This window comes from Nitrincola sp. A-D6, assembly GCF_000764495.1.
Classification (GTDB): domain Bacteria; phylum Pseudomonadota; class Gammaproteobacteria; order Pseudomonadales; family Balneatricaceae; genus Nitrincola.
The window spans coordinates 1-24,877 of sequence record NZ_JRLB01000003.1 but is presented as its reverse complement, the minus strand read 5'-3'; the positions used below and the strand labels follow the sequence as shown (position 1 = coordinate 24,877).

17 protein-coding genes and 2 pseudogenes are annotated in these 24,877 nt (G+C 52.0%); 4 read left to right on the top strand and 15 right to left on the bottom strand.

The window, feature by feature from the left end:
- Positions 1–311: 311 nt before the first annotated feature.
- Positions 312–1,754: a glyceraldehyde-3-phosphate dehydrogenase gene (locus tag LH51_RS00410; RefSeq protein ID WP_036518706.1), complete on the bottom strand. Its 1,443-nt coding sequence runs from the start codon at positions 1,752–1,754 to the stop codon at positions 312–314.
- 211 nt (positions 1,755–1,965) lie between these two features.
- Here LH51_RS00410 and mfd point away from each other — a divergent pair, with 211 nt between their 5' ends.
- On the top strand, positions 1,966–5,412 hold the full coding sequence (mfd, locus tag LH51_RS00405) for a transcription-repair coupling factor (RefSeq protein WP_036518681.1): 3,447 nt from the start codon (positions 1,966–1,968) through the stop codon (positions 5,410–5,412).
- 169 nt (positions 5,413–5,581) lie between these two features.
- Here mfd and recD read toward each other — a convergent pair whose 3' ends face one another.
- From recD to LH51_RS00385, 8 genes are all read right to left on the bottom strand, one after another.
- Complete coding sequence (gene recD / locus LH51_RS00400) at positions 5,582–7,303, bottom strand: exodeoxyribonuclease V subunit alpha (protein ID WP_200881813.1); 1,722 nt, start codon at positions 7,301–7,303, stop codon at positions 5,582–5,584.
- On the bottom strand, positions 7,291–7,479 hold the full coding sequence (locus LH51_RS21040; protein ID WP_200881812.1) for a hypothetical protein: 189 nt from the start codon (positions 7,477–7,479) through the stop codon (positions 7,291–7,293). The genes recD and LH51_RS21040 overlap by 13 nt, the downstream gene beginning before the upstream one ends.
- 55 nt (positions 7,480–7,534) lie before the next feature.
- The gene (locus tag LH51_RS00395; protein WP_235263357.1) at positions 7,535–9,976 is read right to left on the bottom strand and encodes a 3'-5' exonuclease; all 2,442 of its coding nucleotides are present in this window, start codon (positions 9,974–9,976) and stop codon (positions 7,535–7,537) included.
- Between the two features lie 367 nt (positions 9,977–10,343).
- Positions 10,344–11,165 carry a UvrD-helicase domain-containing protein gene (locus LH51_RS21035; RefSeq protein ID WP_052063308.1) on the bottom strand — a complete coding sequence of 274 codons (822 nt, stop codon included), beginning with the start codon at positions 11,163–11,165 and terminating at the stop codon, positions 10,344–10,346.
- Positions 11,162–13,243, bottom strand: a complete 2,082-nt coding sequence (locus LH51_RS23825; RefSeq protein WP_052063307.1) for an exodeoxyribonuclease V subunit gamma — start codon at positions 13,241–13,243, stop codon at positions 11,162–11,164. Before LH51_RS23825 ends, LH51_RS21035 begins: the two co-directional genes overlap by 4 nt.
- Positions 13,237–13,578 carry a hypothetical protein gene (locus LH51_RS23820; RefSeq protein WP_327123848.1) on the bottom strand — a complete coding sequence of 114 codons (342 nt, stop codon included), beginning with the start codon at positions 13,576–13,578 and terminating at the stop codon, positions 13,237–13,239. Before LH51_RS23820 ends, LH51_RS23825 begins: the two co-directional genes overlap by 7 nt.
- Before the next feature lie 89 nt (positions 13,579–13,667).
- Entirely contained in the window at positions 13,668–14,696 is a 1,029-nt protein-coding gene (locus tag LH51_RS23815; RefSeq protein WP_052063305.1) for an exodeoxyribonuclease V subunit gamma, read from the bottom strand.
- Complete coding sequence (locus LH51_RS00385; RefSeq protein ID WP_036518680.1) at positions 14,674–15,378, bottom strand: transposase; 705 nt, start codon at positions 15,376–15,378, stop codon at positions 14,674–14,676. Before LH51_RS00385 ends, LH51_RS23815 begins: the two co-directional genes overlap by 23 nt.
- Positions 15,379–15,550: 172 nt before the next feature.
- Here LH51_RS00385 and LH51_RS00380 point away from each other — a divergent pair, with 172 nt between their 5' ends.
- The 3 genes from LH51_RS00380 to LH51_RS00375 all read left to right on the top strand — a co-directional run bounded on the left by LH51_RS00380 (position 15,551) and on the right by LH51_RS00375 (position 18,827).
- Positions 15,551–17,443, top strand: coding sequence for a diguanylate cyclase domain-containing protein (locus LH51_RS00380; protein WP_144244118.1), 1,893 nt, complete (start codon positions 15,551–15,553; stop codon positions 17,441–17,443).
- A gap of 88 nt (positions 17,444–17,531) precedes the next feature.
- The gene (locus tag LH51_RS20270) at positions 17,532–18,131 is read left to right on the top strand and encodes an EAL domain-containing protein (RefSeq protein WP_144244116.1); all 600 of its coding nucleotides are present in this window, start codon (positions 17,532–17,534) and stop codon (positions 18,129–18,131) included.
- An 81-nt stretch (positions 18,132–18,212) separates the two neighbouring features.
- Positions 18,213–18,827 (top strand): alternative oxidase, encoded by a 615-nt coding sequence (locus tag LH51_RS00375; protein WP_036518678.1) that lies wholly within the window; start codon positions 18,213–18,215, stop codon positions 18,825–18,827.
- Positions 18,828–18,847: 20 nt separating this feature from the next.
- Here LH51_RS00375 and LH51_RS00370 read toward each other — a convergent pair whose 3' ends face one another.
- From LH51_RS00370 to LH51_RS00345, 6 genes and pseudogenes are all read right to left on the bottom strand, one after another.
- Positions 18,848–19,138, bottom strand: coding sequence for an acylphosphatase (locus LH51_RS00370; RefSeq protein WP_036518676.1), 291 nt, complete (start codon positions 19,136–19,138; stop codon positions 18,848–18,850).
- 79 nt (positions 19,139–19,217) lie between these two features.
- Positions 19,218–20,465, bottom strand: a complete 1,248-nt coding sequence (locus tag LH51_RS00365; protein WP_235263356.1) for a glycosyltransferase — start codon at positions 20,463–20,465, stop codon at positions 19,218–19,220.
- A complete protein-coding gene (locus LH51_RS00360; protein ID WP_036518673.1) occupies positions 20,462–21,775 on the bottom strand; it encodes an NAD(P)/FAD-dependent oxidoreductase in 1,314 nt (437 codons plus the stop codon). The genes LH51_RS00365 and LH51_RS00360 overlap by 4 nt, the downstream gene beginning before the upstream one ends.
- A gap of 29 nt (positions 21,776–21,804) precedes the next feature.
- A complete protein-coding gene (locus LH51_RS00355) occupies positions 21,805–23,169 on the bottom strand; it encodes a glutamine synthetase family protein (RefSeq protein ID WP_036518671.1) in 1,365 nt (454 codons plus the stop codon).
- A 109-nt stretch (positions 23,170–23,278) separates the two neighbouring features.
- Positions 23,279–24,315, bottom strand: a pseudogene (locus tag LH51_RS00350) (proline racemase family protein).
- A pseudogene (locus LH51_RS00345) lies at positions 24,312–24,877 on the bottom strand (zinc-binding dehydrogenase); the annotation flags it as partial. The pseudogenes LH51_RS00345 and LH51_RS00350, both read right to left, overlap by 4 nt.

Genomic DNA, 24,877 nt, shown 5'->3' with positions numbered 1-24,877 from the left:
TCATTTTTCAGCACCACTGAAATACAACTGATTATTGTTATCGAACAGAACAAAATTCCACCCAAAAACTTCCTCATTATACCTGATATTCTTGTAATTTTTCTACCAAACACTGCAATCTAATGATAATGCTAAAGTTGTAAAATTGATTATTTAATAGATATTTTCACTGCCCAGCCAATATAAGCAATAAATTATAACCTTAGAAAATATTAATCTATGAAAATATTATCTAAATAATAACCATAAAAAAAATGCCGCATTACTGCGGCATTTTTATAAAATTTACGTCTTTCAATATGCGTTATCTGTTACTTATTTGTTTCTAACGGATAGGGTGTCAGCGTAGTCTTGCAAATTTGTTGCGCCATACGTATAACCTGGCAGCTATAGCCGTATTCATTATCGTACCAGACATACAGCACACAACGATTACCTTCAGCAATGGTTGCCAGCGCATCAACGACGCCCGCGGCTCTTGAACCAACAAAATCAGATGAAACCGCTTCAGCTGAAATACTGTAATCCACCTGCTTCTGCAAATCAGAATGCAGTGCAATAAAGCGCAGGTAGTCATTCAGCTCTTCTTTAGTGGTTCCAGCTTTTAGGTTCAGGTTCAAAATTGCCATGGACACATTGGGTGTTGGCACACGAATCGCGTTACCGGTCAGCTTACCTTCCAGCTCAGGCAACGCCTTGGCAACCGCCTTGGCCGCACCTGTTTCAGTAATAACCATATTCAGTGCCGCCGCACGACCACGGCGACTTCCTTTGTGGTAATTATCAATCAGATTCTGATCATTGGTGTAGGAGTGCACTGTCTCTACATGGCCATTTTCAATACCAAACTTATCCTGCAGCGCTTTTAACACCGGCACAATCGCGTTAGTGGTACAGGATGCCGCTGAAAGAATAGTATCTTCAGCGGTGATATCTAAATGATTGACACCCATGACAATGTTTTTCATGTTTTTACCTGGTGCCGTCAACATCACCCTGGCCGCACCCTTGGCTTTCAGGTGGCGAGACATGCCTTCAGCATCACGGAACATGCCCGTGTTATCGATAACCAGTGCATCATTGATACCGTACTGGGTATAGTCTATGTCTTCTGGTTGACTGGCAAAAATTACTTTAATCGCCACACCATTGGCAATAATAGACTGGTTCTCTTCGTCTACCTGTATCGTGCCTTTAAATGAGCCATGCACAGAATCACGACGTAATAAACTGGCGCGCTTTTCCAGGTCATTTTCTGCGCTACCCTTACGTACAACGATCGCACGCAGGCGCATACTATGACCAATACCCGCACGGTCAACTAACTGCCGCGTAAGGATACGACCGATACGACCGAAACCGTAAAGAACAACATCCACCGGTTTACGATCATCGATTGGGCCCACAGCATCGGCTAGCTCATCAGCAACAAATTGCTCCAGTGAACGCCCTTTTGCTTCAGTCCGGAAGTTTACTGCCAGTTTGGCGATATCCACATGTGCATTGTGAAGATCCAGGCCACTGACTACTTCCAATACCGGAAAGGTATCGATCACTGACACCTCTTCATCCTCTACCTGTCTTACAAAGCGGTGCGCTTTGATCACATCGATCACCGAACGCTTAACGATGACACGACCATAGATAGAGATCTCGACATTACGTTCACGGTAAAGTCTACCGACCAACGGAATCATTGCTTCAGCAATAGACTCACGCGCATTCCAGTCCGCTAAAATCAGTTCTTGGCTCACAGCTTGCTCCGACATTGTAATGGCTCCATTTGCGTGCGCGCATTATCCCTGTTTAGGCCATCCGGATCAAATTCGATTCGATATACTTTGGTCCGAACTTACAAGAATAGGTGAATTTTGGGAGTAAATCTCATGATTCACTGTGTTTTTTTACAGCATTGGTTAGAATAGCCGATTTGGACTCTCAGCCGCTGAATTAAAGGAGCTTACCTTGCTGGCCCCATTTTCCTTTACGTTACCCCACTCGACAGGTGACATTAAACGTGTTGGGCAAGTCACTGGCTGCAGCACCGGCTTGGTACTGCAACAACTACTCACCCGGCAGCAACAAGGGCTGGTGGTACTTGTGTGCAAGGATAACGAAACCGCACTGCGTATCCGCCAGGAAACCCGTTTTTTTAGTCAGGATGACAATGAAATACTGCTGGTTCCTGATTGGGAAACCCTGCCCTATGACTCTTTTTCACCGCATCAGGATATTATTTCCCAGCGTATAGAAACCCTGTATCGCTTACCGGCCATGAAGCGTGGCATTTTGATTGTCTCGGCATCCACGCTGATGCAGCGCATAGCCCCCACCACTTTCATCACCGGAAACAGCCTGAGCCTGGATAAGGGACAGGAGTTCAATCCAGATACCATACGCCAACAACTGGTTCATGCGGGTTACCAGGCGGTCAATACCGTGTATGAACATGGCGAGTTTGCCATTCGTGGTGCCATTATCGATATTTTCCCGATGGGTAGTGACCTCCCCTTCCGTATCGATCTGTTTGATGATGAAATTGAAACGCTGCGCACCTTTGATCCGGAAACCCAGCTTTCCATCGATCAGTTGGAACGCATTCGCCTGTTACCTGCGCGAGAATTTCCGTTTAACCAGGATTCTATACGCCATTTTAAGCAGCGTTGGCGCGAAGTCTTTGAAGTGGATTTTAACCGCTGCCCGGTTTACCGCGATGTTTCTGAGGGTATTGCTCCCTCGGGTATAGAATACTATTTACCGCTGTTTTTCGATCAGCTTGCAACGCTGTTTGATTACCTACCCGAGCAAACATTAATCGTTGAGCAGGCAGGTGTCAGTGATGCGGCTAAACATTTCGCTGACGAAGTGCAAAACCGCTATCAGGAACGCAACTTTGATACCCAGCGGCCTATATTGAGCCCCGATGCACTGTACCTCTCAGCGGATGAGCTGCTTGGCCGTCTCAAGCACTACCCACGTATTCGCGTAACAACCGACACAGAACAACGCAAACCTGGGCGTGATAACCTACCCTGTACTGCGCCTGCTGACCTGACGGCTGAGCCCGGCAGTGATGAACCTCTGTATAAACTCAAGCAGTTAATGGAAAGTGACAGCAAGGCGCATTTTTTAATCTGTGCCGAATCACCTGGCCGGCGTGAAGCGCTACAGGAGCTTTTGCGACGCACTCATCTGAAAGCAACAGACTTTGACAACTGGCAAGCCTTTCAAGCCAAGCCGGTACGACTCGGCATCAGTGTTTTTGCACTGGACCAGGGTATATCCATTCCGGGTGAGTTACATCTGGTTACGGAAACGCAGTTATTTGGTCGACAGATCTTTCAGCGCCGTCGCCGCCAGCGTGAGAAAGAACAATCCGATCAGGTTATCCGCCACCTGTCCGAGCTGACCACGAATGCACCCGTGGTACATATTGACCATGGTGTCGGCCGCTACCGTGGCCTGCAAAGCATCACCGTTGATGGGCAGATCAATGAGTTTTTAATGCTGGAATACGCCAACGAAGCGAAACTCTATGTCCCGGTTTCGTCACTACACCTCATCAGTCGCTACTCAGGCGCTACTGATGAACAGGCGCCGCTGCACCGTCTGGGTACTGAACAATGGAGTAAGGCACGTCGCAAGGCTGCTGAAAAAGTCCGTGATACTGCCGCTGAGCTGTTGGATATCTATGCCCGCCGTAATGCTCGCGAAGGCTTTTCATTTGAATTTCCTGAGACCGATTTCGAACGTTTTGCAGCAACCTTCCCTTTTGAAGAAACTCCGGATCAGGCCAGTGCTATAGAGGCTGTGATCCGCGACATGCGTTCAGCCAAACCTATGGACCGGCTGGTATGTGGTGATGTCGGTTTTGGTAAAACCGAAGTGGCCATGCGTGCGGCCTTTATTGCCGCGCAAGCGGGTAAACAAGTGGCAGTTTTGGTGCCCACTACACTGCTGGCTCAACAGCATTTCGACAATTTCCGTGACCGTTTTGCTGACTGGCCAATCAATGTAGAGCTCATCTCACGCTTTCGCAGCGCCAAACAGCAACAGGTTATTGCCCAACAGCTCAGTGACGGTCAGGTGGATATTCTGATCGGCACACACAAATTATTGCAAGGCAGCCTGACCTACAAAAACCTTGGCTTACTGATTATTGATGAAGAACACCGTTTCGGTGTTCAACAGAAAGAAAAAATCAAAGCGCTGCGAGCAGAAGTCGATATTCTGACCATGACGGCCACACCCATCCCGCGCACACTGAACATGGCCATGTCGGGAATGCGTGACTTATCCATCATCGCAACCCCACCGGCACGGCGTCTATCGGTAAAAACCTTTGTCCGCCAATCAGAGCCCGCATTGTTAAAAGAAGCCATACTGCGTGAGCTGTTACGTGGTGGACAGGTCTATTTCCTGCATAACGAAGTCAAAACCATCGATAAAGTGGTTGCTGAAATTGACGCTCTGGTGCCGGAAGCCCGTGTTGCGGCAGGACATGGACAGATGCGGGAACGTGAGCTGGAACAGGTGATGAGCGACTTTTATCACAAACGCTTCAATGTGCTTGTGTGTACCACCATCATCGAAACCGGCATAGACATCCCCAACGCCAACACCATTATTATTGAGCGTGCAGATAAATTCGGCCTGGCGCAGCTGCATCAGTTACGTGGCCGCGTCGGCCGCTCGCACCACCAGGCCTACGCTTATCTGCTAACACCAGATAAGCGCAACATGACCGATGATGCGCAGAAACGTCTTGAAGCCATTTCTGAAGCCTCCACACTGGGCGCAGGCTTTACGCTTGCTACGCATGACCTGGAAATCCGCGGTGCTGGTGAGCTGCTGGGTGAAGATCAAAGCGGTCAGATGCAAACGATAGGTTTTGGTCTGTATATGGAAATGCTCGAGCAAGCCGTTGAAGCGATCCGCGATGGCAAAACACCGAATCTGGACAAACCGCTAAACCACGGCTGTGAAGTCAATCTGCACCTGTCAGCACTGATTCCGGATGATTACCTGCCGGATGTACATAACCGCCTGATGCTGTACAAACGTATCTCCAATGCGCGCGATGCCAATGCCTTACGCGAGATCCAGGTAGAAATGATTGACCGCTTCGGCCTGCTCCCTGAAGCCAGTAAAAATTTGTTACGCCTGACCGAGCTGAAGCTGCAAGCCGAAGTGTTGGGCATCCAGAAGCTGGATGTCGGCAATAAAGGCGGTAAAATCGAATTTGACGCTGAACCCAAAGTTGAACCGATCAAGCTTATCCAGATGATCCAGCGCCAACCGCGCATCTTCAAACTGGACGGCCCCTCCGGACTCCGCTTCACCCTGCCTATGGAAAGCATCGAAGAACGCTTCCAACAAGTCGAAGCCCTCCTAACCACCCTGGCCTCCTAAAAGGAGGTCAAAAAAAAAGGGGAGCACCCCTTTTTTGAGACTTAGAGGTGAAGGCCGCTGAGGCGGGTTACGCGTTTTTCCAGGGCATGTCTGAGCAGGCTGTCACGGCTGTAGATCAGGGTGAAACGCTCGCGGGAGCGGGTGATGCCGGTGTAGATTAGCTCCTGGGTCAGTACAGGGTTGGGTTGATCCGGTAATACCAGGGCGGTGTGAGTGAATTCAGAGCCTGTGATTTATGCACGGTCATGGCAAAAACGCTTTCCAATGCCTGCAGGCGACTCGGCATGATCCAGCGCACGCTACCATCGGCGGCCGGAAAAACGACCCGTAATGCGGAAGTGATAGTGCCGTCTGGCTGCTCCACAGGGCGCATTAACGCAATACCTATATCGCCATTCATTAAACGCAAGCTGTAGTCGTTGCGGGTAATCAGCACCGGCCGTCCTTCATACCAGAGTGCATCACTGCCTTTAAGCAATCCGGTCCCTGCCAGAATTCCGCTGATCCACTGATTCAACTGCTCAACACCCCAGGGACCCTGGCGCACCGCGCACAACAATTGAAAGCTGGTGTGGGACTCCAGTACCTGAGCGGCCCAGTGATCATGAGCCGCCTGTCCGGCATCTAAAGCGGGTCGACTCTGTTGAATCTGTTGCAGATAACCTTGATAACCCTGAATAATCAGTTGTGCCAGTGATGCATCCGCCGCATGACTTACTCTGAGGCGATCGATCTGATCATTCTGCTCAGCAAATAGTTGCTCCAAAGCCGCCAGGCGATCAGTCACCGCTTGACCATACAATTCTCCATCATTGACCAGACGCGCCAGGGCTCCTATACCACCCTGTTCGCTGAAGCGATGACTCTGGCGCAACATGGTAATTGCCTGATCCAGGGGGCGCCCTGCCTCACTAAGATAAGAGGCATCAAGCGCATACCCGGTGACACGCGCCAACCACTGAGCCGTGTCGGCCTGATAGCGCCCCAGTGAAGCCTGCTGACACAAATCACCCAAAATAGCGCCAGCTTCAACAGAAGCTAACTGATCCTTGTCTCCCAGCAGAATCAGACGTGCACCGGGTTTAAGTGCATCGACCAGTGCCGCGAGCATCTCCAGGTCAACCATGGAGGCCTCATCCACCACCACCAAGTCGACCGGCAATGGCTGGGCCCGGTGATGACGAAAGCGACGACTGTCCGGCAACGGCCCTAACAGTCGATGCAGTGTGGTCACCTCTGTCGGAATAGCCGCCGCCAGTTGCTCAGGATCATGACTTAAATCAGCCAGGGGCAGACTTGCCACCTGGGCGGCAATGGATGCGTTAAGGCGAGCAGCGGCCTTGCCCGTCGGGGCTGCCAGCGCAATACGCAACACCGTCTGGCCCTGTTGCAATGCCAGTGCCTGCAATAGCGCCAACAACCTGACCACCGTGGTGGTTTTTCCGGTTCCCGGACCTCCGGTAATCACCGCAAACCCTCGCCGTGCCGACAAGGCGCAGGCAATTTTCTGCCAATCCGGTTGCCCTGCATCGGTCGCTGGTGGAAACAAACTACTCAACAAGGCTGCCATTTCGTCTTCAGGCAAGTCGTAGCACTGATCGATGCGCTGCATCAGTGCCTCACGCACCTGCTGCTCATAGTTCCAGTAACGGCGCAGATAGACTATGGGACGTTGCGGTGAACCCGCTAACACCAAAGGAGCACTGGTTTTGTCTGGCTGTTCATCCCGCCCATCCATCGCTAGCGGCTGAATTGCGGCTGAGCGACTCAAACGCGCCCACCATTCATCCGGGCTCAGGGAGTTAAGTGTTTGCAAGACACCGGCCAATGCCTGAGCATCAGACCCAGCTGTCACCTCCAGATTGGCCAGGGCACCGATCAGATCCAGCACACATCACCATGGCCGTTACGTTCACTGGTCATGGCAATCGCCAACAACACATAGGAATCTGACTCTGGTGCAGCCTCGGCAATATAGCGACACAGCGCCAGATCCAGTGCCCGGAGCTTTCCTTGCTGATGGAACAGATGCAGCCAGGTGAATGACGCTTCGATATCCGCTTTCATGCCAGTACCTCATCGGTTAGTGCCTGACCGGCAAACAGCCGATCCAGTCCCTCAATCACCTGACGATCCGGTTTATCGAAAAACACCCCCTGCGAGTCAGCACGGTAACCACGCAAAAACACATAGGCGGCCCCGCTATATGACGGTCGTAATCATAATCAGGCAAACGCAAGCGCAGCTGCCGATGCAGGGCTAACAGGTACAGAAGGTATTGAAGATCATAGCGTTTAGCCAGCAGGGTCTGACGCATCATATCGTCAGAATAAGCTTGATTATTCACACCTAACCAATTGGATTTCCAGTCTATAATGTAGTAGCGCCCTTGATGTTCAACCACCAGATCAATAAAACCTTTGAGCATGCCATTCAAGCGATTGGCCGCCAACGGTGGTCGCTCAAGACCTGCCAGGGTACGCTGTTGAACCCACTGATCCAGTTTCAAGGTACTCACCTGATGGCTGGCAAACCAGAATTCCAGTTCGACACTGTATTGCCGGGGTGACAGCGCGGCCAGGCACAAAGGCGAGGCTGCCGATACAGCCTGCTGCGGAAACTGCCACTCCTGACGTATAAACTGCTGCAGCCAGTGCAATAGTGGTTCGCTCCAGGACTGCAGTTGTCGCTGCTGGCAACGTTGGATCAGATAGTCCCGACAGGTTTCCTGTAACGACGGTTCCAATACCCCCGCAAAGCCTTGTTGTCGTTCACCCTGCGCATCGATCCATGTCAGCCCCGCAGCCCACTCCAGCAGACTATGCAAAAACGTCCCTATCTGACTGCCTTTGGCTAAGCTATGCAGATCCAGAGCGTCCGGGAGTGACAGCCTGTCGAGCGCGTCAGTCTCTGAATCCTGCGTTTCCAGCAGGGTTTCCTGCCAGGCGGTCTCACTGACCTGTCTGGTGCCATGCTTCAGTGCGGAATAACTGGCAATCCACCAGGATTCATGCGTCAGGCGCGGTGCAGACCTGGCACTTAACAGCAGATTTTTGCTCGGCGGCTGCCAGGCATCGGGTAGCGCGTCGGGCAGAGGTTGCAGGCTCAGATGTTGTAGCTGCTGTAAGGGTTCAGCCAAAGCGCCGGATGAGGCGCCCAGCACATAAGCCAGTGCCGAAGATGCAAAGCTATCGGTTTCGGCCAGGCCTATCCAGTTGACAAAACGGGCACGGGTCAAGGCCACATAGAGCTTGCGTAGATCTTCGGCCAGACGCTCTGTGTCCGCCTGCACCAGGTTTTCAGAATTGGCACGCAGATGCACTTCAACCTGCTGCTCGGCGTTGTGAGTGACCAGTAGCGTATCCTGTGCCTTGGCTTGGCGGCTATCGCTGATAAACGGCAAGAACACCAGAGGATACTCCAGGCCTTTGGATTTATGGATGGTGACCACCCGTACCAATTGCTCATCCGTTTCCAGACGCAACTGCTGCGCTTCACTCTGATCATCCGGCTCCAGAATCGACTCTTCCAGATAACGTATCAATGCCTGCTCACCATCCAGCGTATCAGCCGCCTGATGCAGGAGTTCGCCCAGGTGCAGCAAGTCAGTTAACTCGCGCTCCCCCTGAGGCCGCTGACCGGCACTCTCGGCAATATTGAAATCCTGTATAAGGCGATAGATCAACGGCAGAATACCCTGGCGCTGCCAGATCTGATGATAAGTCATAAACTGACCCGACTGGCTTTCCCAGTAAAGCTCATCCTGATTCAGCCGCTCCAGGGCGGCGATATCGGGGCGCAATAACGGACTGGCCAGTGCAGTACGTATGCGTTTCTCATTCAAAGGGTCCGACACCGCACGCAGCAATTGCAACAACTCGCTGGCAATCCAGGTCTGGAATACACTGGAACGATCCGAAAGGTAGACACTGGCAACCCCCAACTGCTGCAGAGCCTGTCTGACCAGATTAGCTTCATTAAGATTATTCACCAATACCGCGCAATCCGATGGCTGCACCCCGCGCCAACCGCCCGATTCGGCCAAAGGTAACAAGGCTTTCCCCTGCTGTCCCTGGGTGAGTAACCCGGCAATTTTAGCAGCCGTCGCCAGTGCCAGTTTATCGCGGGCATCACCTTTATTGAGCTTGTCATCGGTTTGTTCAACCAACCAGCCTTGCAGTGCGGGTGCCTGTTCTCCCTCCAGCATTAATCCTGGCATATCAGCCTTACCAGCCTTCACCGGTAAAAAAGGTAGCGGATTGTACTCTTCGGTCTTGAACATAAACGCGCCCTGGGCACGTTGATCGGCCAGACTGAACACCTCATTGACCGACTCGATCAATGCAGCCGATGAACGGTAATTGGTATCCAGGGTGTAATGCTGCCCTTCACTGTCCTGACGCGCTTGCAGATAGGTATGGATATCGGCCCCGCGGAAAGCGTAGATCGCCTGTTTGGGATCACCGATCATAAAGAAGCCGACCGGCGTATTATCAGGACTTTGCTGATAAATACGCCGGAAAATACGGTACTGCACCGGATCGGTATCCTGAAACTCGTCCACCAGTGCCACCGGAAATTGCCGGCGAATCGCCGTAGCCAGCGCCTCCCCCTGGAGGAAGCCAAAGCCTGGTCGAGACGTAACAGCAAGTCATTCTGGCTCAGGCTGTTTGACTGTTGCTTAACCTTCTCGATCCGCGCAGCAATCCAGTGAGCCGCATGGCATAACAGCTCAGGTTGAAGATCCGGCAAGTCCGCCAGTGCCTGTTGCAACTGTGACAGAGCCACACAGGCTGGGTGGTTGACGGGGGCCTGTTGGGCATCCACCCAGATTTCGCTAACCCCTGCAGATGACATCACCCGCCAGCTTTTAGCCGCGAAGATACCCGGATCCTCCAGCGAGGCCTGTGCCAGCCAGTTGCTCAGCTTGTTCAGTACCCCGCACGATGGCCAGTATTGAGCTTCTTCGCCTGAAAGGCTTTCTGTTTAGCGGCTTCATCAAACACCCGCTGTAGCTGACCGATATAATCCTGCGCCCGCCATTCGGCTTTCAATGCATCCAGCTGAGCGGAGCGCTGTTGTTGGTAACGCTGAATCAGCTGCAAGGCTGATCCTGGCGGATTGGCCAGATAAGCCAACTTGTCCAGGCAGGGTTTGACTTGTTTCAGCAACAGATCGGGTGATGCCCAGCAGTCGACCACCAGGGCCAGTTCATCCACAGGCAACTGGCTGTAGGCACAGCGCCAGTAATCTTCACTGGCCTGCTGTTGCCAGGCCTGCTCACTGGTTTCCAGTTGCGGATCAAATGCACTGCCGCTGTCGAAGGCGTGCTCTTTGAGCATGCGATAACACCAGGCATGAATGGTAGAGATGGCCGACTCATCCATCCACTGCGCGGCCAGTGTCAATTGCCGTGCCGCACGCAGGTGCTGATCGGCAGGCAACTGCTGCATCAACGCCTGCAACAAGGTATCGTCTGACGCCTCACCCTGAAAAACCCCTGCCGCTTCCACCAGGCGCGCACGAATACGCTCACGTAGTTCCGCTGTGGCCGCATTGGTAAAGGTGACTACCAGTATTTCCGGTGGCAGCAGCGGGCGCCTATAGGCCTGATCACCACCATGCTGAATCACCAGACGCAGATACAGCAGCGCCAGGGTAAAGGTTTTGCCGGTACCCGCACTGGCCTCTATCAGCGCCTTGCCCTGCAGTGGAAAGCTTAAAGGGTCCAGACGATTGATGCGATTATTCATGAGCGGCCTTCCTTCTGCGATGCCACCGCCTGATGAAAATCACCATAAAGCGCCTGCACATGTTGAGCAAAACGACCCTCTGACCAGAGCTGCTCAAGATCAGCACAATGCTGATGAAAGAAACGGCTATGCTCGGCGCTTTTATCCAGCGCTTCCTGCAGTTTGGCCAGCAGCTTTCCTTCAGGGAAAGCAGATTCAGCCGCATCTTCCCGATTGGCCAACCAGGCAATGGCGGTCTCCAGGCTCAAGGGTGTGGGGGCTTGCAGTGTTGCATGTGCCGCCTGTAGCAGACGATCCAGACAGGCTTTTGCCTGCTCAGACGTCAGAGGCGCAAAGCGAATTTTACCCTCAGGCGTAATAATCCGGGTGCTGAGTTCAAGGCCGTTCTGGTTAGCCAGCAGATGCATCAGCCAGCCGCGCAGATGATTGTGCCATTTGCGTGACCGGCCCTGTTTGATCAAACCTGCGCTCTGCAACAACAGCAGGGTGATTTCCCCTGTTTCAGGGTGTTGATACAGGGGTTCAAGCGTTGCCTCAACGCCCAACACTCCCCATGCACTCTGCGCTGAATACACCAACGGCTGGCTCTCCAACCGTTCACTGAATGCTGTGCGCTCGGCTAGCCAGTCGGTGTAGACCGCGTCCAGCCCCTGACACAATTTCTGCCCCTGCAACTGACCATGACTGCCCTCGACCAGCAAGCCTTGCCGCTGAATGCGCTTTACTTCATCGGCAAGACGCTGGAAAAAATCGGCTTCATCTAGCGCAGGTAAAACCGCTGACTGCAGCAACCGGTCGCGTAAACTCCAGACCTCCAACCCATCCAAAGCAAAGCTTTCCGTATCGCGTAACACCTGAATGGATTCACTTCGCGGCACTTGCAGACGCAGTGCATAGAAACTATCGATCGGCTGCTTCATCAACTGCACTAACTGGGCTAGAGACAAGGCGGATTCCGGTTGCCAGGCCACTAGTCCTGACGGTGATTGCACCTGGCTGATCGGCTGATGCACTGCCAACCATTCAGAGGCATAACTGAACGGTGCCGGTGAAACAGCGTCCTGGGCAAAATAGCGTTGACTGAAGGGTTGTAACGGGTGTTCAGTGGTCAACTCGCTGAGCAGATCGTCACTCTGACCTTGCCAACCCGCCTGAAGATGATCACGCAGCTGCCCAACCAGCACAGACGGCGGGCGCACGGAATTATCGCGAACACTACGACCAACCCAACTGACCACCAGCTTTTCACGTGCGGCTAACAAGGCTTCCAGAAACAGGTAGCGATCATCTTCACGCCGGGAACGGTCACCAGGACGGTAATCCTGTGCCATCAGATCAAAATCCACCGGTCTGACAGCACGCGGGTAAGCACCATCGTTCATCCCCAGCAGCCAGACTTGCCGAAACGGAATGGCACGCATCGGCATCAGCGTGGCGAAATTGACCGACCCGGCCAGAAAGGTCTGGCTCAGTCCCGGCTGATCCAGACCGGACAACAGCTCTTCACGCACCACATCCAGCGTTAATGGCAGCTCACTGGCTTCAGCCAATTCGACAGCCTCGAGCCACTGGGTTAACTGCTGTTCAACTCTAAGCAGCAACGCCTGATCCAGCTCCGACTGAGGCAAAAAGAAATCCTGCAGCAACTGCTGCAAACGTGTCGCCCATTCACCGGCAGAGGTGGGTAACTGCAGCGTCTGCCAGGCACGTTCCAGTTGATCCAGTAGCACCACCAGAGGCCCCAGCCTGGCCGCTTCCAAACCCGCCACCTCAGCATAGGGCTCGGTGCCCTGCCAGGCAGATCCTTCGCCACTGGCATACCCCAGCAGCATACGCTGCAAGCCAAAACGCCAGGTATTGCCCGACACACCCTCAGGCAGCTCCAGCGCCGCACGCTGCGCTGCATCCAGCCCCCAGCGAATATTGGCGCCCTGTATCCAGCGTTTCAGGCTGAGCAGATCAACCTCATCCAGTTCAAATCGGGCACGTAGGGCGGGCACATCCAATAGATCCAGCAGTTCCGTTACACTGAAACGGGACTCAGGCAGATGCAGCAGACTTTCCAGTGCAATCAGCAAAGGCGCTTTGTGGCGTTGCCCTGATCGGCAATATGAAATGGCAGATAACGCGGATCGTCACGATCCAGTTTACCGAATACCGCATCGATATGGGCGGCATACACCTGGATATCCGGCACCATGACCAGAATATCGCGGGGGTTCAACACATGGCCCGCCTGTTGTGCTGCCTCAAACTCAGCTAGTAGCTGATCCTGGAGTATCTCCACCTCACGTTGCGGACTATGCGCAACCATAAAGCCCAGGCTGCGATCCCGCTCCTCCACCTGGCTGTGCATCGCCTGGCGCTCATTCAGACTGCGCAGTTCCAGTATATCGTCCTGCAGTTGCTGCAACAGCGTTTCACTGCCCGGGGAGGCAAACAGATCGATGCGTTCAAAGTGCTGCTGATAGGTTGGCGGTTGATCGCGCTCATCTGGCAGTCTCAGATAGTCACGCCCTGACGTCCCCAGGCTGCCAATAAGGGATGGCCATGCAGATGCAGCTGATCTTCGTCGAGATTATCCGGCACCCGGCGCTCCGGATTACGCTGATAGGCTTTTTTGAATAGTTCCCGTCCTTCGATCAGATCGCCCCAGTAATGCTGACTGGGGTTACAGACAAACAGCATCACCTGGGAAAACTGTGACAGCACTTCAAGTACTTCCAATGTTTGCCGCGGCAAGGACGAAATACCGAACACAATGATTCGCCGTGGAAAACCACTCAGTCGCTGACTGTTCCCCGCCTCGCTGAGTTGCTGACAAAACTGTTGATGAACGCTGGAACGACTGGCATAACTGAGAAAATCAGCCTCCGTATGCGCCTGTCGAATATCTTCATTTAGCCATTGCCAAAGCAACGGCTGCCAGGCCTGCTCCGCTTTCAGTGGCTGACGTTCCCCCGCAGCCGTGATCAATACAGCATCACCTTGCAGCCAGGCATCCAGCCAATCGGCACGATAGACCTGATATTGATCGTAAAGATCAGCCAACCGCGCTGCTAACTGCCAGGTACGTGACACGGAGGGGTCCTGATCGAGAAAATGCTGCAACGGCTGTAATGCCTGAGGATCAGTTGTTCTGGTGTCCAGGGCTGGCAGATCACTGAGCAAGCGTAACAAGCGCCAGGTCAATGGCGCTTTATCAAAGGGTGAAGCACTGGGCAACTGTGGAAACTCTTGTCGGTAGGCCTGCCAGATAAACCGCCCGGGTAACATCACCTGCAACCCGGCCGCAATGCCTAAGCCCCCCTCAAGCGTTTCACTGCTATCGGCCGCCAACGCCAGTTTCAACCACTGTGCGATGCCGTTACTCTGCACCAGCATCACTTCGTTTTCCAGTGGGGCTAATGGATAGGCCTTTGTCCAGCGCACCATCAAGTTGCGCAGCTCTTCCAGATGGTTTCCCTGAATCACCATCAACCCAGTTGGCCAGTCCGGAATCAAGGGGTCAGCCAGCTTGGTATTTGGCACTCTTTCTATCTCCCCCATGAGACGTCAGCTTTGCTGGCCTTCCAGTTTGTTTGCTTACCCAATCATTGAAGTTTACATCACCCAATGCTTCCCCACGAATAGTTGCCTCAGTTATATTCTGATTCTCTTTACTTAGGTCAACGTTATTTATCATCGACTTGTAAAGAACAGCTCTTTCAGCTTTTGTGGCTGCTAAATCCAGATAGAGAGGGTGCTCTGTAATCAGTTCGTCCACAACTCCAAGTGCATTGTGGTGATAGCTTGACCAAGGGTATTCTTTTGGGTCAATTACCATTCCGGCTTTTATCGGATTCATCTCGATATACTTATATAACGTGAAAAGGTAATGATCGCTGTCTACAAGGCATGATTTAAACCGCCCTTCCCAAATGGTGCCTGTTCGTTCCCGACTGGAATTAAAGTACCTGACATAGCGATTGGTCATAGACTGCATAAACACAGATAACTGGTGTTTGTCTTTTGGTGTAACCAGTAAATGCAAATGATTTGTCATGATGACATAAGCATGTAATTGGCAATCTGCCTTGATGAGCGACTTCGCAATATCGGAAAGGATACGCGAAACATCCTCTTTATTTTCAAATATTTCTTGACGATTATTACCTCGATGCATGATGTGCAGAGGCTGATTGGGTAGTACCAATCTAGGTAGTCTAGCCATGATGTTACATCCTTGTAGTATTCAGACCAAGATCAGTTTACCTAATGAATCAATGATATCAACTTTCAATCAAGCTGGCTGACCCCATGAAGACAACCCCATGAAGACAGGCTAGTTTATATTTTCATGTCTATACTGCGGTTATGAACTATTTTATGGAACAGTTGGCTTTATGACACGGATATCAATGGGTATCAGGCAGTGTTGTCTGTTACTGGCTTTGTTGCTCACGCTCAACGCTCAGGCTGACACGCAAAGCGTTCGTATCGGTGTGTATGAAAATCCCCCTAAAATCATGCTGGGGCCTGACGGTCAGCCTTCTGGCATTTTAGGGGAACTGATTTTGGAAATTGCCAAGCGTGAAGACTGGCAACTCCAGGTGGTTCCCTGTAACTGGGATGCCTGCCTGCAACTGCTCCACAAGGGTGAGATTGAATTGATGCCGGATGTCGCCTTCAGTGAGCAACGGCAGACACTGATGTCATTTCATCACCTGCCCGCTTTGCACAGTTGGTCACAGGTGTTTCGTCATGCTGACATAGAAATCGACTCTGTACTGGACCTTGATCAAAAGCGTGTAGCCATTCTGGCTGGTTCAATTCAACTAGACTTTTTAGAGCAGATTAATCAAGAGTTTGGTATACAGATGGAGCTGATACGGGTTAGCGATCTGCAGTCAGCGCTCAACCTGCTAGCCGAAGGCAAAGCCGATGCTCTGGCTACCAATAATCTGTTTGGTGGCTATCATATAAATGGCTATGACCTAGAACCCACCTCGATTTTGTTTCAACCTGCACGGCTGTTTTTTGCCACCTCTATTAATCAACACACCGAACTGTTGGAAAAAATTGATTACTGGCTGGAACAATGGAAAACCGAACAGGACTCACCCTATAACCGTATTCTGCAAAACTGGCAAACATCCGTTGAAGTAGAGGTTATTCCCAAGCTGGTATGGGTCGGTTTGGTTACGCTACTTGGCCTGCTGCTGCTGGCATTGTTAACTATGAGATACCTCAGACAAAAAGTGCAGAACACCCTGCGCGAGTTGCAAGTAAGTGATGACAAGTTAACCACCATACTCAATAACCTGCAGGCTTATGTGTATATCAAGGATCCTCAGCATCACTATGTTTATGCCAGCCCCAAGGTTTGCGAACTGTTTGGCTTCCCTGAAGAGGAGATTATAGGTAAAACCGATGCCGCTTTTTTTGATAGTGAATCTACGGCTGAAATTTTCCGTCTCGACGACAGAGCACTCATAAACGGAGAAAGTATAGTCAAAGAAGAGGTAAACAAGCTCCCCGGTGAAAACGAACCACGCACTTTTCTTTCAATAAAAGTGCCTATGCTTGATGCACAAGGAAATATCTATGCCTTATGCGGACTGGCAACCGATATATCTGAGCAGAAGCGTCATAAAAAGGAAGTTCATCAACTGATATTTTACGATTTACTCACCGGACTGCCGAACCGACGATTACTCATGGACCGGCTTCAACATAGCCTGGCCAGTCGTCATAACCAGCAGGGTAATGGTGCCGTTATTCTTATAGATCTGGACAACTTTCGCACGCTGAACGACACCCTGGGGCATCAGGCCGGTGATCAGTTACTCACAGGCATAGCCGAGCGGCTAAGCAAGCAGGTACGCGTCAGTGATACCCTGGCACGCTTTGGCGGTGATGAGTTCATGTTATTACTGGAAGATCTGTCAGCGGATGATACCTTGCTGCTGAACCAGGTTGAGCAGGTTCTGGACAAGGTTATAGAGGCCTTTGAACGTCCATTTCGGATACAGGAGCAGGACTACACCACCTCAGCCAGCCTGGGTGTAGCGCTCTATTCTGACAGTAAGCACAACCCGGAAGAACTGATTAAACGTGCTGAACTGGCTATTTATGACGCCAAAAAAGTCGGACGCAATCAGATACGTTTTTTTGATACCAGCATGCAACAAAAAGCCGAGCATCGGGCTAAGCTGGAGTTTGGCCTGCGTCGAGCACTTAAAGACCAGGAGTTTATACTTTACTACCAACCCAGTATTATGCTGAAGGGCAAATGACCGGTGTCGAAGCTCTAATCCGCTGGCAACCACCGCAACAGCTACTGGTATCCCCAGCTGACTTTATCCCGGTGGCTGAGACGACTGGCTGATCCTTCCGCTGGGGCGGTGGATTTTACGTACCGCTTGTCAACAGTTAGTTAGCTGGTCAGAACATCCCGATACGGCGCACTTGACCATCGCGGTCAATATCAGTGCTGCGCAGATGCATCACAACAGTTTTGTTGATGATGTGTTGGGTATCCTGAAACAAACCGGTGCACCAGCTAACCGCCTGGAACTGGAGTTAACCGAAAGTCTGCTGATAGATAACGTTGAACAAACTATTGAGAAAATGCTGCTACTGAAAGCCGAAGGGATACGCTTTTCACTGGATGATTTTGGCACCGGCTTTTCATCGCTGAATCTACTCATTAATCTGCCGTTGGATACCTTGAAAGTAGATCAGTCTTTTGTACGCGATATGCATAGAGATGCTCGTGATCTTGCTGTGGTCAGAACCATTATCGATCTGGGCCGCAGCCTGGCGTTAAATGTCATTGCTGAAGGCGTTGAAAATCTCGATCAACGCGATGCACTGCAGCGCTTCGGTTGCCGCTCGTTTCAGGGATTTTTATATGCCCGGCCTATGCCCATCGAAGCCTTTGCCTCACACAGTAACACCATCCCTCCCTATCAAGGCCTGTAGTATTGTTGAGTTGTCGGGAACCTATTCGACCTTGAGTAGCCATACTTAACTGAATCTTGCAAAAATAACCTGGGATTATACATGTCCGAACAGCCTATTCAGACACATTTCAAACCAAAGACAGGGTCTGATCGGGTGGCCTATTTCATGACCCGTTTTCTGCGTTTTTTTGCCGATAAATTTTTTGCCCAGCGCTACGGGCATCGTGCCGTTGTGCTTGAAACGGTTGCCGCCGTTCCGGGAATGGTGGGTGGAGCCCTGCAGCATTTAAAAGCGCTAAGACGTCTTAAAAGTGACGATGGCTGGATTCGAACGCTGTTGGAAGAGGCTGAGAATGAGCGTATGCACTTGATGACCTTTGTACAGATCGCCCAGCCCAACCGTTTTGAACGTTTGCTGATTCTGCTGGTTCAAGGTCTGTTCTATAACTGTTTTTTCCTGCTCTACCTGATATCACCACGAACAGCACATCGCTTTGTCGGCTACCTGGAAGAGGAAGCGGTATACAGTTATACCGAATATCTCGCCGGTATAGACAGCGGACTCTATGAAAACGTCCCCGCCCCCCAGATTGCCATAGACTACTGGCAGCTACCGGAAGATGCGCGTTTGCGTGAGGTGGTGTTGGCTGTGCGGGCCGACGAAGCAAAGCATCGCGATGTTAATCACGACTTTGCCGATGAATTAAATTCTTGAATCTATTGCAAACAATAACTTTAATTGCCAGCATCATCGCGTATTTCAAAGCCGGTATAGCTTTCATCCCAATCGCGTGGTTCGGCAATCACTTCAGCTACTGTGGCTAACTCCGGCCCCTGATTCAGCCAGGCTTCTACATGATGAACATTGATCTCTTCACCGCACAACAGGGCTTCAACACTGCCATCCGCCAGATTACGCACCCAGCCCACTACACCATGCGCTTCGGCCTGTTGCTGGGTAAAGCGCCGAAACCAAACCCCTTGCACCCGGCCAATCACGCGGACATGTAAACATATTTTTGCCATAGTCATTGCTTCCGTAACAATCCGTTATCTCTATCTACTCAGGTAATCTAGCATACCACCTAAGCCCTGCTCTGTTAGCCTAGTTGTGCTTGTTTTTCGCTTCAATCCACTGCGCCATATACTGCGTGCTTTTCATACTGTGATGCCGCAGCATCTGGCTGATAAAGTGTTGTTGCCGCAGGGTTTCACGCTGCTGATATTGCTGCAGAATATGAGCAATAAAATCCGGTTCCAACACTACTCGGTTATATAACTGCTCAAGTATTTGATCACCCTGCTGCTGTGCTTGCTGCCAGTCAACTTCAGCGGTATAGAGGTTTACCGCCTGCTGGACAAACGCAGTCTCACCGTCACAAATTGCACCACTCCAGGGCAACTCAGCGTGCATGCCTTCGGCACCTATTGGTGTGGTGACACTGGGTGTACCCGTTTGCATCGCTTCTACCAGCTTGCCTTTCAATCCAGCCCCAAAACGTAAAGGGGCCAGTAACACCCGCGCCTGACCGACTACCTGTTTGGCATCATCGGCCCAGCCTTTTACCAGAAACCCCTGGGCAGGATTATGCAGTTGTGTGGCTTTGGGCGGTGGATAGGCACCGTAAATATGTACGCAGGCATCTGGCAACTGCTGGCGAATGGCTGGCCAGAGCGTCTGTTTCAGATAGAGCACGGCATCCCAGTTAGGTGCATGACGAAAGTTACCGATGCTGACAAAGTCACGTCGCTGGGCAAAGCTTAAACGCTGTTGTTTCTGCGTCAGCGTAATGGGCTCCAACATAAACGGCAGGGTATAGAGTTGCGTGGCAGGCAGTTGAAATTGCTGTTGCAGCAAGCGGGTTTCGACGGCAGAGATCATCAGGGTCAGGTCAGAACGAAAAATGGCTGCAACTTCACGTATCGCCAATTCACTGTGCAGGTCTTCCGGCTGATAGTCCCGCCCGGCCTTGAGTGCCTGATGTCGTGCCTGACGCAGACTGTGCAGGTCTTCGGTATTTAGAATACGCAAGGCCTGAGGCGCATGTTTTTCAACCCGCCAGCCAAATTGTTCCTCCATCATAAATCGATCAAAGACAACAAGATCGGGGGAGGTATCCAGTAAAAACTGATCAAATGAGCTGCAATTTAAGCGTATAACATGACTGTTGATACCCAGCTCGGCCAGATCGACCTGATGTTCGGTAGGTTGTGCCGGGCTGGCAAAATCCACCCGCCAGCCCTGACCTATAAAGCTGTTGAGTAACTGCAGCATACGACTTCCCGCTGCCGATGAATTGGGCTCGGGCCAGACATAGCCAATCACCAACACTTTCAAAGCCAGATCACTCAACGCAGCGCTTCCCGTAAACGGTAATACCACATCCCTGCTGCGAGCATTGGATTACCCAGCCAATCCCCCATGGGAACACGTACATGTGAACAACGGGCAAAGACATCAAACTTATCCAGTTGACCGCTAATCGCCTCAGCCATAATTTCCCCCATAATGTGACTGCTGGCCACGCCATGACCAGAATACCCCTGACAATACCAGACATTGGGCGATAGCTGCCCCAGTTGCGGAATACGGTTGACCACAATACCCATGGCACAACTCCATTGATGCTCAATATGAACACCCTTCAACTGTGGAAAGGTCGCTTCAATAGCGGGCCGCAACTCAGCAGCTATATCGCGGGAATCACGGCCGGAGTAATTGCAGCCACCACCAAAAAGCAGACGTCCATCGGCGGTCATACGGTAGTAATCCAGCACAAAACGACAGTCATATACAGCCAGGTTTTCCGGATTCAACCGCTTGGCCAACTCACCCAGGGGTTCGGTTGTCACTATGCCCCCCATCGCGGGAAATATCATCCCGCCCAGCTGCTTTTGAGCCAATCGGTGATACACATCACCCGCCAGTAACACGTGACTAGCACGAATCCGACCCCGATCTGTGACTACAACCGGTTTATCACCCTCTTCAATGGCCTGCACCTGTGTCTGCTCGTAAATCCGAGCGCCCAAAGAGACTGCCGCGCGGGCTTCACCCAGACAGAGGTTCAATGGGTGCAGGTGCATATTGCGGTTATTTCGAAGCCCGCCACAATACAGGTCTGTTGCCAACACCGTCTGGACGCCTTCTGCATCAAGTAAGCTGATCTCATCGGCCATACCGCGAGCCTGCGCCTCGGCATAACTCTGCTGTAGTTCATCCATGTGTACCGGCTTCATCGCTGTATGCAGATGACCAAAGCGCAAGTCACAGTCAATGGCATACTTCTCAACACGCTGACGAATAATGTCGTGACCATGCCAACGCATAAACCAGATAAAATCATCGACATCCTTACCCAGAGTTGCGCGCATCTGTTTGCGCATCGCCGTATCGCCGGATAAGCTGCCGGTCACCTGACCGCCATTTCGGCCAGAGGCACCCCAGCCAACGCGATTGGACTCCACTACCACCACACGATAGCCGCGCTCAGCCAGCTCCACTGCCGATGCAATACCGGTAAAACCGGCGCCAATAATCACCACATCCGTCTCTATGTCCTGCTGCAAAGGCGGATAGACGCTCTGATCATTCACAGTGGCACTGTAATAGGAAGGCAAGCGCTCCTGACGAGGGGCACCGGCCAGATTGTTACGATTCATCGGTTAATCCTTACTCATTTAGACAGCCATCAAGTGGTGTGACGGTACCAGCGCCAGTCCTGTTCACCTACTTCGGCCATAAACTGCTGGTATTCAGCCTGCTTAACGGCCAGATAAATTTTGAGAAATGCCGGGTCTATCAACTCGGGTAGCCAGGTAGATGTGGAGCAGGCATTCAGAGTTGTCAGCCAATCTCCTGGCAGAGTTTCAGTGACCTGCGCATAGCCATTGCCAGTTACCGGTGTTCCAGGGTCCAGGCGTTCGTCAACACCACGCAGCACGCCAGCCAGAATCGCAGCCGCTGCCAAATAAGGATTGGCATCAGCACCACAGATCCGGTGTTCTATATGACGACTGGCAGGCGGGCCTCCGGGAATACGCATGGATACCGTCCGGTTATCAACACCCCAGGTGGGCGCCAGCGGCGCATAACTTTCCGATTGAAAACGCCTGTAGGAGTTGGCGTTGGGACAGAAAAACAGCAGGGTATCGGTCAAACACGCCAGCATGCCACCAATCGACCAGCGCAACAGCGGTGTTCCAGCCGGATCGTCGCTGGCAAAAAGATTATGCCCCTGATCATCGTTCAGACTGATATGCATATGCATGCCTGAACCCGATAGCTGTGCAAAGGGTTTAGCCATAAAGCAGGCCTGCATGCCATGTTGATGCGCGACGCCCTTCACCAGCCGCTTGTAACGCACCGCCTGGTCCATAGCGGTCAAGGCATCGCCATGCTGCAGGGTGATCTCAACCTGACCGGGAGCATATTCAGAAATCGCGGTGCGCGCTGGTATACCTTGCAGTTTGCAGGCGGCATACAGGTCGGCCAGAAAAGGCTCTAATTGCTCCAGTTCGCGAAGGCCATAGACTTGTGTGGCATAGGGTCTGGCACCACCTGGCTCCGGTGCCAACTGGGGTTTACCCAGGCTGTCAGTCTGTTGATCCAGCAAGTAGAACTCCAGCTCACAAGCCATTACCGGGTAATATCCCTTAGCCTCGAAACGCCCGATAACCTGCTGCAACAGATGACGTGGATCAGCTACAGCCGCAGGGAGTCCCTGTTGTGGATGCATACTGACTTGTAGCGCGGCTGTCGGAATACATCGCCAGGGCATGAGCACCAGGCTGCCAGCCAGTGGATAGGCTCGGCAGTCAACATCGCCCACATCCCATACCAAACCGGACTCTTCAACATCATCACCGTTAATCGACAGGCCCATAATGGTGCTTGGCAGGGGGCGACCGGATTCATACACCGGCAGCAGTTCCTCACGATGCAACAGCTTGCCCCTCGGCACCCCATTGGCATCCAGGATAAACAGCTCGAATAGTTCTATGTCAGGATAACGCTCCAGAAAATCCAGTGCTTCCTGCACTTTTGCAAACGCCATTGCTGACTCCTCGTTGATATAAAACAGCTAGTTGTTGCTTTCACTAGCTGAAAATAACAAAAATAGCGATACAAAACGAGTGTCAGCTAAAACCGGCTTAATAATCCATTCAACTGACCGGCTTCAACAGTAAATTTAACCCGTCACTTTTCACCATCGGGTCATCTGCATTGACGATTATTTCAGCGCGATTTAACACATAGGCTTTCCCGGTGATGTTGTTTTCAACCAGGGTTTGCCCTGCTACCTGACTCAAACCGGTAAACCGGCCGACAAAGCGGGTTTCTCTCAGGGAGCAGGTTTCCAGCGTATCACCCGGCACTATACGCTGTTCATACTGCATCAACGCCAGTCGTGCAGACGTGCCCGTTCCCGTGGTACTACGACAGATAACACCCGGATGCACGTAGGTTGCCGAACGAGAGGCGTACTGCCCTTTAGCCGGGCTTTCAACCGGCCCCATAAAGTGCAGAAAGGGAATAGGACCAACATCACCGAGTGAATAATGGCGGAAACTTCGTTCAGCTCGAATCGCTTCAATAATGGCGTGTGCACAAACACTTAACCGGGCTTCTTCATCCAGTGTCAGACTGAAACCCAGTGCGGCAGCATCGACCAGCGCATAAAACCCACCACTGTAGGCTATGCTGTAGGTTACCTCACCCAGACCCGCTACTGAGATCGTCTGTTGATAGCAATCGATATAACTGGGAAGGCCCTCACAAGTAATTGACTCCACCACCCATCGCGTATTTCAGCGTCGATCTGCACCAGTCCGGCAGGTGATTCCAGCATAAACTGCTGCCGACCTTCCTGTTTGGGCACCAGGCCCAGCTCCAGTACCGCGGTTGCCGTGCATAGGGTGTTGGAACCGGAATAGATCGGATACCCCATGACCTCCATAATAATATAACCAGCCACCGCCTGAGGATTGGTGGCAGGCACCAGCAGATCCACTGACATTTCCGGAATACCATAGGGTTCAAACAATAACAGTGTTCTCAGCCCATCAGCTTCGCGTTGCAGGTATTCCATCTGTTGTCGGACACTGTCTCCTGGTAGCGCTTTTACCCCGGCATAGACGATCCGGCTAACGTCTCCCCCGGCATGCGTATCCATCAAATGCAGGCTCAGTTGTCGACTCATACGCCAGCCTCCGGCAACGCAAAAGGAGCACCCTGTTCAGCCCATTCATCATCCGGCACTATGACGATTTTACCCAGATAGTTACTGCCTCGATTAACGAAATAGTCTTCCGCGGCGTGTAACTGTGAAAGCCGGAAAGTGCCATGCAACACAGGTTTGAGCTGCCCCTCGGCAATCCAGCGCATTAACTGCCGTGCCTCTTCCCTCGTTCCGTGGGACACACCAAAAATTTGTACCTGGTAGAGGTAGATGCGTGTCCACATCATCTGGCTGAGACTTGCCACCACTGGCGCCCGCAATACTCAGACGCGGATAGGTTGTTCGGGCATGCATATCCTGAATCATGGTATCGATAAAACGATCAGTCATCTCTCCGCCCACCAGATCCATTACCGCATCAATCGGGGCACCGGCTGTTACAGCAAGCGTCCGATCAACAAAATCGTCTAAATTACCCCGATCAATCACAGCTTCAGCCCCCAGGGCCAACAAAGCTTCAGCCTTGCCTGGCTGAGACACTGCATAGGGAATAGCACCCAGAATACGACACAGCTGGATCAGC